Annotated in this window: 2 protein-coding genes; both read right to left on the reverse strand. The window is 32.4% G+C overall.

Annotation, left to right across the window (positions count from 1 at the left end):
* Window positions 1-938: branched-chain amino acid transport system II carrier protein (gene brnQ / locus AB3X49_RS21980; RefSeq protein WP_367964740.1), on the reverse strand; the 938-nt coding region annotated here is incomplete at its 3' end.
* Between the two features lie 429 nt (window positions 939-1,367).
* The coding region (locus AB3X49_RS21985; RefSeq protein ID WP_367964741.1) for an ABC-2 family transporter protein at window positions 1,368-2,046 on the reverse strand (679 nt) is incomplete at its 5' end.

Genomic DNA, 2,046 nt, shown 5'->3' on the forward strand with positions numbered 1-2,046 from the left:
GATGTAAATTGTTTTGAAAAAAAAGTTGCACAAGCTGATGTCAATCCAACTGAAGTTGTCAAACATGCTAATGTAATAATAAATCCTAGTAAAATTTGTCCACTTGTTCCAAAAAGATGTTTCACAACATTTGTTAGAATAAGAGCACCATTATTAGAAATGCCTAATTTAGCACTGGTTGCACCGATGTATGCAAGTGATAAATAAATAAATATTAACCCTACAGCCGCTATAATTCCTGATACCATGGTGATTCTTTTGATATGAGTAGGTTCTGTAACATTTTTTGCTCGAATAGCTTGTACAATAACAATACCAAAGACAAATGCACCTATCGCATCCATAGTTAAATATCCTTGGATTATTCCTTCTACAAAAGCGTGGTTTTCATATAAACTATTCGATACATTAAGTGGACCAATTGGACTGATTATAGACTTCACAACAATTATTACAACTATTATGACTAATAGTGGGGTTAAAATTTTCCCGAATAAATCTATCATTTTAGATGGATGTAAGGATAAATATAAAGTAACTCCAAAAAATAATAATGTGTATATACATAACATATACCACTCTGTCTGTCCTATTTCGGATAAAAAAGGATTGATCCCTACTTCAAATGAAACTACGCCCGTACGCGGAATAGCAAAACAAGGTCCAATTGATAAGTAACTAATCATTGGAAATATAAATGAAAAAACAGGGTGGACCCTATCGGATAATTTTTTCAAATTTCCTTCTACACTAGATATAACAATTATTGCTAATACCGGTAAACCAACTCCTGTTACCAAAAAACCACTTATTGCGATCAGAAATTTATCTCCTGCTTGTTGTCCCAATAAGGGAGGAAAAATTAAATTTCCAGCTCCTAAAAATAATGCAAATAACATCGATCCTATGACAATATCTAATTTAAAATTATTTTTCATGATTTAATCGTATATTTAACTAATGATACTTTAATATGATTATGAGTATACATACCCTATACGTTCCTCCTTACAGAATTAACGATACGTGAAAGCACACCCAGGACTTTAGTCCCTCTCTAGACCTGGGATGAAAGCATCGTTTTTGCATAGTAAAACATGGTATACTTTATTCCTAGTCATGCAAAAGACGTAAAAACATTTGAGAACCAACAATCTGTACGGTATGGTCACAGCACCGTAGCCCACGAACCTATATAATCTGTTGTGGGAATGGTGATGGCACACCGCAATCTTGCACGTCAGCAATAACAGAAATGAACATCGCCTTTGGTAGCAAGAATCCCACTGAAGTTGGTCAGCTTGCCCCTTTAGGGGGTAGTGTCAAAGGATAGCGTTCTTGAAATTTTAAAATATCCTCATACACAATCAATCCCGAAAGGTAAAAATATTGTTTGATTCATATTTTTTTAAACCTAACCGGAAGATTAAAGTAGATATATAAGCGATAAAAATACAAAATCCAATTAATGATAATAATTTTGTTAAATCAAATTCTTTAATTAATTCTACTGGAATAAATCCAATAATCCCTGCTGGCATTATTGTGAAAATAATCAATTTTGAAAAACCTTTATATATGGTTTGCGGGTATAATGCAAAGGTTAGTAAAGCATTGTTGACCTGTTGTTGGATAATGTTTGCTTTTCCAATCCAAAAGGCTAAAGTTCCAAAAAGAGTAGTAAACGAGACAAAAATTATAGCCACACAAATTATTGATAGAATCCATAGTCCTATAGAGACAACATTACTAACACCACTTACAGCAAAAATTAAGACTCCAAATATTACATCCCCCACGGCTTTAATTGACATTCTCGAACATAACACATGTAACAATACATTTTTAGGTAAAATCAAATAACTATCTAATTTCCCCATAGAAATAATATTAGCAAGTTGTGTTGAATTTCCACAAACAACCATGCCTATTCCGAAGCCTGTTGTAACTATGGAGAAAAGCAAATACATATCTGACATATTCCACCCATTTATATTATTGAAATTACCAAAAAATAATTTCCAAAATATGATATAAACTAAATTG

Origin of the sequence: Bacillus sp. C30 (assembly GCF_040838255.1) — a bacterium.
GTDB lineage: Bacteria > Bacillota > Bacilli > Bacillales > Bacillaceae_G > Bacillus_A > Bacillus_A mycoides.